This is a genomic window from Enterococcus camelliae, assembly GCF_042685105.1.
GTDB classification, from domain to species: Bacteria; Bacillota; Bacilli; order Lactobacillales; family Enterococcaceae; genus Enterococcus_G; species Enterococcus_G camelliae.
Genome location: NZ_JBHUMO010000003.1, coordinates 20,572 through 27,237, shown reverse-complemented (window position 1 = coordinate 27,237; position 6,666 = coordinate 20,572). Strand labels below are relative to the sequence as shown.

At 44.1% G+C, this 6,666-nt stretch carries 7 protein-coding genes and 1 other annotated feature (1 of these 8 only partly in view); all 7 genes read right to left on the bottom strand.

The features are described 5' to 3' along the window. Positions 1-101 precede the first annotated feature (101 nt). Genes trpA through trpE form a run of 7 tightly spaced genes read right to left on the bottom strand, consistent with a single transcriptional unit; the run spans position 102 to position 6,378 of the window. Positions 102-887, bottom strand: coding sequence for a tryptophan synthase subunit alpha (gene trpA, locus ACFSR0_RS00840; protein WP_379978947.1), 786 nt, complete (start codon positions 885-887; stop codon positions 102-104). Next, the gene (trpB, locus tag ACFSR0_RS00835) at positions 884-2,077 is read right to left on the bottom strand and encodes a tryptophan synthase subunit beta (protein ID WP_379978945.1); all 1,194 of its coding nucleotides are present in this window, start codon (positions 2,075-2,077) and stop codon (positions 884-886) included. The genes trpA and trpB overlap by 4 nt, the downstream gene beginning before the upstream one ends. Next, positions 2,061-2,678 (bottom strand): phosphoribosylanthranilate isomerase, encoded by a 618-nt coding sequence (locus ACFSR0_RS00830; RefSeq protein WP_379978943.1) that lies wholly within the window; start codon positions 2,676-2,678, stop codon positions 2,061-2,063. The genes trpB and ACFSR0_RS00830 overlap by 17 nt, the downstream gene beginning before the upstream one ends. Next, positions 2,675-3,436 (bottom strand): indole-3-glycerol phosphate synthase TrpC, encoded by a 762-nt coding sequence (trpC, locus tag ACFSR0_RS00825; RefSeq protein WP_379978941.1) that lies wholly within the window; start codon positions 3,434-3,436, stop codon positions 2,675-2,677. Before trpC ends, ACFSR0_RS00830 begins: the two co-directional genes overlap by 4 nt. Next, a complete protein-coding gene (gene trpD / locus ACFSR0_RS00820; protein WP_379978939.1) occupies positions 3,436-4,449 on the bottom strand; it encodes an anthranilate phosphoribosyltransferase in 1,014 nt (337 codons plus the stop codon). The genes trpC and trpD overlap by 1 nt, the downstream gene beginning before the upstream one ends. Further along, on the bottom strand, positions 4,433-5,014 hold the full coding sequence (locus tag ACFSR0_RS00815; RefSeq protein ID WP_379978937.1) for an anthranilate synthase component II: 582 nt from the start codon (positions 5,012-5,014) through the stop codon (positions 4,433-4,435). The genes trpD and ACFSR0_RS00815 overlap by 17 nt, the downstream gene beginning before the upstream one ends. Further along, complete coding sequence (trpE, locus tag ACFSR0_RS00810) at positions 5,011-6,378, bottom strand: anthranilate synthase component I (protein ID WP_379978935.1); 1,368 nt, start codon at positions 6,376-6,378, stop codon at positions 5,011-5,013. The genes ACFSR0_RS00815 and trpE overlap by 4 nt, the downstream gene beginning before the upstream one ends. A gap of 58 nt (positions 6,379-6,436) precedes the next feature. Beyond that, positions 6,437-6,666 (bottom strand) — a binding site (T-box leader) (it continues 29 nt past the right edge of the window).

Here is a 6,666-nt window from a genome sequence, read left to right as displayed (position 1 = left end):
CACGATTTATGCCAGTAATCTGAAAAAAATCATGCACCTATTATATCAAAAATTAGAGGGAAATGTTGTTATATCAAGGAAAAATTACTGTTCAGGAGACATTACTTATGAAACTGTTGCAATGGACGAGTCAGTTCTTTCACCAATTCGTTTGTTCCATCTATACCATTTTTTTGGAGAGAGGTGACAATTGTTGAGCCGACAACCACGCCATCGCAACAGTTTAGAAAGTGTTGAACGTGTGTCGCATTGGAAATGCCAAAGCCGGCCAGTACGGGGATTGGGCTTAGTTCCGTGATTTTTTCTAAATGTTCATCGAGTGTTTTTCGATACGTTTGGCCTGTGCCAGTGGTTCCATTGACAGTGACGGCATAGACAAATCCTTGGGCATCTTTGGTGAGTTGTTGGATGCGCTCAAGAGGGCTGGTTAATGAGATAAGCGAAATAAGTGCTAGATTGGATGTCGCAATCACAGGGAGTATCAGCTGCCGATGTTCATAGGGGAGATCAGGAATGATTAATCCTTCAACGGCAGTTTGTGCTAAATCATGAACCAACGTTTCTATTCCATAATGAAAAAAAGAATTGGTGTAGCCCATCAAAATGAGTGGAACGGGACTATCTATTTTTTGAAGTTGTTGGATAATTTTTTTAAGGGTTGTTCCATGATCTCTGGCGGCAATTCCTGCCAATTGAATGGCGGGTCCATCGGCAACGGGATCAGAAAAGGGCACACCAATTTCGATAGCAGTCGCACCAGTTACGGTAAGCATTTGTATTTCTGCTTCTAATTGTTCCAAACCATTTGCACCTGCCATGATGTAAGGAACAAAACTTTTCTGGCCGGCTTTTTTTCTTGCAAGAAAGAATTGCGTTAGTGGTTTCATTGTTGTGCCTCCATTCGATCTTTGATTTGTTGGACATCTTTGTCTCCACGTCCTGAAAGGCAGATGACAATGATTTGTTCTGGTGTCAAGGTTGGTGCTAATTTAGCGACGTGAGCGATTGCATGGGCGCTTTCAAGTGCTGGAATGATGCCTTCTGTTTCTGATAATAAATGAAAAGCTGCTACGGCTTCCTCATCATCAATTGTTACGTATTCTGCTCGGCCGATGGTATGCAAAAAGGAGTGTTCGGGGCCAATGCCAGGGTAGTCCAATCCAGCTGATATTGAAAAAGCTTCTTGAATTTGACCATCATCATCTTGTAAGAGATACATTTTGGTTCCATGCAAAACGCCAATACTGCCCTTCGTAATTGAGGCAGCGTGTTCTTCGGTGTTAAGACCTTTTCCAGCCGCTTCTACGCCAATTAAGCGAACAGTTTCATCTTCAATAAAGGGATAGAATAACCCCATCGCATTGCTTCCACCTCCGACACAAGCGAGGGCGACGTCTGGCAGTTTGCCTTCTGCTTCTAAAATTTGTGCACGGCTTTCTTTGCCAATGATGCTTTGATAGTCACGGACGATTTCAGGAAATGGATGAGGTCCAAGAACCGATCCCATCACGTAATGGGTATCTTCAACATTGGCTACCCAATAGCGTATGGCCTCATTGACGGCATCTTTTAATGTTTTGCTACCAGAGGTGACACTTTCGACTTTGGCGCCAAGCAGTTCCATGCGGAAAACATTCAAAGCTTGGCGTTTGACATCAATTTCCCCCATAAAAATGGTACATTCCATCCCAAAAAGTGCGGCGGCAGTGGCAGTGGCTACTCCGTGCTGTCCGGCTCCCGTTTCCGCAACAACTTTCTTTTTCCCCATTTTTTTAGCGAGTAGAACTTGACCAATCGCATTGTTGATTTTATGGGCACCGGTATGATTTAAGTCTTCGCGTTTGAGGTAAATTTTGGCTCCACCTAATTTTTTGGTTAGGCGTTCGGCAAAATACAGCGGATTTTCGCGTCCAACATATTGAGTGAGGTAATAGCGTAATTCTTGTTGAAAAGCGGGATCAACTTTCGATTCCTCATAGACGTCATTGAGTTCTTTTACAGCGTACATCAGCGTTTCTGGGACAAATTGACCACCAAATTCACCGAAGAAGCCGTCAATATTAGGTTCTTGATACATAGGGATTCTCCTTTACTTTTTGACAAAATGCCTGTATTTTTTGACAATCTTTTTGACCATTTGTTTCTACGCCACTTGATACATCAACTACGAATGGATGAAAGTAATGGATGGCACGTTGAACATTGTTTGCATTCAGACCACCAGCTAGCCATAGTTTTTGAGCAGGAAGAGTTGTTGGATCAATACTTGACCAATCGAAAGGCCTGCCGTTTCCTCCTTGGTAAGAAGTTGCGGGTGCATCCAACAATATATAGTCGGTTTCTATGGGGTCCAGCTTCAGCGTTTGGGTGGCTGCTTGCGCGTGTATCACAGGAAAAGGTAGGTCTTGAAGCGCTGGAAGTTCTCCGTGAATTTGGACAAGGTCGATTCCAGTTAGGCGCTGTGTTTCGAGTAATTGGTGACGGGTTGGTGAGACGAAGACGCCAACCGTTTGGACTGTTTTGGGAATGGGTACTTGTTGCAAGAGATGGCTGGCCTGTTCAATGGTTACTTGACGAGGGCTTTCAGCAAAGACCAATCCTAAGTAATCGGCACCGGCTTGAATCGCACAGGTTAAGGCTTCAACAGTGGATAGGCCGCATATCTTTACCTTTGTCATGGACGATTCACCTGCAATTCTTGGACCTTTCGTTGAATATCAGTTGCGCGCATCAAGGTTTCCCCGACCAGTATCCCTTGGTAAGCTTGGGCAACTTGTTGCACGTCTTGGGCTGTTCGAAATCCAGATTCACTGATGTAAATAGCACCATCTGCTGGTGGATTCAAGCGTTGACTGGTTTCAATGGTGACGTCAAAAGTTTTTAAATTACGATTGTTGACGCCGATGAGGGTTGCACCAATTTCTTTGGCACGCTGAAACTCCTCTTCATTATGTGTTTCTACTAAGACTTCTAAACCAAGGGCCGTTGCTTGATGATACAATTCTTGCAATGTGTGTTGAGGTAAAGCCGCGACAATTAACAAGACAATGCTAGCTCCAGCTGCTTGGGCTCGAAGGAGTTGCTTTTGATCAAGGATAAAGTCTTTGCACAGGAGCGGGACATTGACCTCGGCAGCAACGATACGTAAGTCTTCAAGGGAACCTTTAAAAAAGACAGCGTCCGTTAATACCGAAATAGCACTAACACCTGCATTTTCGTAAGCTTTGGCTTGAGTGATGATATCAACGGCAAGGTTGATGTCCCCTTTTGAAGGCGAAGCCCGCTTGATTTCACCAATTACGTGCATATGTGTAGGGTTATTTTTCACCAATTCATAAAAAGAAGGACGCTTGGTTTGTGTCGTTGTCTGAACTATGCTAGGAAATTGGGCGATTTCTTTTCGCTTTTCGGTTAAAATGGTTGCTAGAAAATCCATTAATTCAGCTCCTTTTGGTGGGTGATAAGTGATTGCAGGGCCGCAAAAGCCGCACCGGATGCGATGACTTCTTTTGCCAGTCGAATGCCGGCTAAGAGATCCGATGTCAGACCATTTGCAAAGAACCCCAACCCAGCATTCAGGCAAACGGTGTCGTAATAGACAGAAGGTTCATTTTGGAGCACGGAAAGCAAAATATCTCTATTCTGTACGACAGATTCACTTTGAATTGCTGCGAGTGGTACACGTGGTAATCCCACCTCTTCAGGGGTAAATTGATGAGTGGTGACTTGATCATCTGCGAATAAAGCGAATTGAGTGGTTCCTGCTAAATTTGCTTCATCCATTCCTCCAGCTCCTTGAACGACAATGGCGCGAGTCCGTCCCAATTTTCCAAGTGTTTTCGCTGTTTCAACAAGCGTTTCCCCAGCAAATGTCCCCATAAGTTGAGTGGCTAAACGATAGGGGTTAATAATCGGACCAATCAAATTAAAAATAGTTGGGGTAGCCAACTGTTTGCGGATGGGCATAACTGCTTTCATTGCTGGATGAAAAGCGGGGGCGAAAAGAAACGCAATCCCTACTTCTTGTAAAAGAAAATCAATTTCGTTTGGGGTGGCTTGTAAATGAACACCGAGTAATTCCAATACATCGGCACTACCCGCATGACTAGATACGCTTCGATTGCCGTGTTTGGCCATCTTAATCCCACCACCGGCAAGCACAAAAGCGCTAGTGGTACTGATATTAAAACTGTTGGAATGATCGCCGCCTGTCCCACAATTGTCCATCAATGCAAGGGAGGTTTGGGGCATTGCTTGTGCGCGTTCTTGCATGACTTCTGCCAGCCCGGTTAATTCATTACTGGTGATGCCTTTCAGTTTTAAGGCAATTAATAGCGCACTGATTTGTGCATCGGTTAGTTGTTCGTCGAAAATAGCCGTAGCCAACTGTTTCATTTCTTCACGTGTTAAGGATTGTTGTTGATAAATTTTTTCAAAGAGTGGTTGCATGAGACATTCCTACTTTCTTACAAAATGTTTGAATGAGCTGTTGTCCGTGGTCTGTACCAATTGATTCTGGGTGGTACTGAAGACCATAGACAGGATAATCTCGATGTTGAATGGCCATGATGAGACCATCCGCTGTGGTAGCTGTCACTTCCAATTCATTTGGTAGACTTGCAGGATCAATCATTAAGGAATGGTAACGCATGACCGTTTGCTTGGCGTCCATGTTTTCAAAGAGTCCAGTTGGTTGGCAAAAAATAGTGGATTGTTTGCCATGCATTATCGTGGGTGCATGGATAATGCTCGCACCAAATGTTTCACCAATTGCTTGATGGCCCAAGCAAATACCGAGCATCGGTTTTTCTTGGTAATAACGTGCAATCAAAGCCTCCATCAATCCTGCTTCACTGGGATAGCCTGGACCAGGGGAGAAGAGTAAGCCATCTGCAAGATGCGCTTGTTCAAGTAAATCAGGGGCATCATTACGTACCACACGCACCTCTTCACCGGCTAATAAATGAACCAAATTGTAGGTAAAACTATCATAATTATCTATCACTAAAATCATCTCTTCACCTCCAGTAAAGCTTTGGCTTTTTGCAACGTTTCGTGGTACTCATTTGTGGGGTGAGAATCGTAAACAATTCCTGCCCCAGCTTGCACATATGCTTGCCCATCTTTTAAAACCATTGTTCGAATGGCAATCGCAAAATCCGCCTGACCATCTTGGGAGAGATAGCCAACTGCCCCAGCGTATAAACCTCTTCGTGTGGGTTCCCATTCATAGATACGTTGCATCGCACGAATTTTTGGTGCGCCACTGACTGTTCCCGCAGGTAAGGTAGCTTTGAGTGCATCCATTGCTGTCTTTTGATCAGCCAAGGTCGCTTCGACAACCGAGACTAGGTGCATTACGTGGCGATAGCGTTCAATTTGCATGAACAAAGGCAAATGGACAGAACCACTGACAGCTACTTTTCCAATATCGTTGCGTCCAAGATCGACAAGCATTTGATGTTCTGCTCGTTCTTTTTCATCGTGAAGTAATTCATCGGCTAGTGCTTGATCTTCGGCTTTGGTTTGTCCCCGTTTCCGCGTGCCCGCAATCGGGTTGGTGGTGACCGTCTGTTGTTTGACCCGAACCAGACTTTCGGGGGAACTTCCGATAATGGTAACGTCATCGAAAGGCAAAAAATACAAGTAGGAAGAGGGATTGCTTAGCCGAAGATGCCGATAATAATCAAAGGCAGAGCCATGGAACGCACTGGATAAACGTTGGGAAGGGACAACTTGAAACAAATCCCCATCTTCAATATACTGCTTGGCTTTTTTCACGACCGTTTCAAATTCCTCTTGGGTAAAATTGCTAGAAAAGGCAAGCTTTTCAACTGTTGGCACGCGTAATTCCTCTTTCGAAGGGGTTAACAGTGCTTGCTCTAATGCAATTAATTCTTGATCAAGAGCTTGTTCTGTTCGGTGACTGTATTGATTGCCAGCAACGAGGGTAATGCTTTCTTTTTGATGATCAAAAATTAAGAAGGTTTCATATAAGAAAAACTGCATTTCAGGAAGTTGCAAGTCATCTTTGGGCATAAAGGGAGTTGCTTCATAAACAAAAGCCAAATCATAACTGGCATAGCCAATGGCCCCACCTTGAAACGGCAACGACTCAGGCAAAGGAGTGCTAGTTGTAGTGGTCAGGCGCTCAAGTTCTTTTAAAGGATCTTGGAAAGCATAGGCTGTTCCATCAAGGAAAAACGTGTTATCTTTGTACTGTAAATGGTGGACGGGGTTTATTGCAACGATGGAGTACCGTCCATCCTCACGATCGCGGGGAATACTTTCCAGTAAACTTTTGTTATTTCCCGAAATACGTAGATACATGGAAACAGGGGTACAACAATCACTCATCAATTCTTTTATTTTTCTCATATGCTTCATCCTTTCGTCAAATGAACACAAAAAAGCCCTCAAGGAATCACTTTGATTCCCTGAGGGCGTATATGCATACACGGTGCCACCTCAATTGACTGTTTGCCAAATAAACAAAAAGGGCAACAATCTCCTCTACTCAACTATCCAACAATAGTCTTTCTCTATAACGGGAGTACCCGAAAACACCTACTAGCTTTGCATTCAGCATTTTACTCAAAAGTCCATTCGCATAACGTGCTTTTGCTGCATTCTCACCAGTGGCAGCTCTCTTGAAAAAGCCCAACT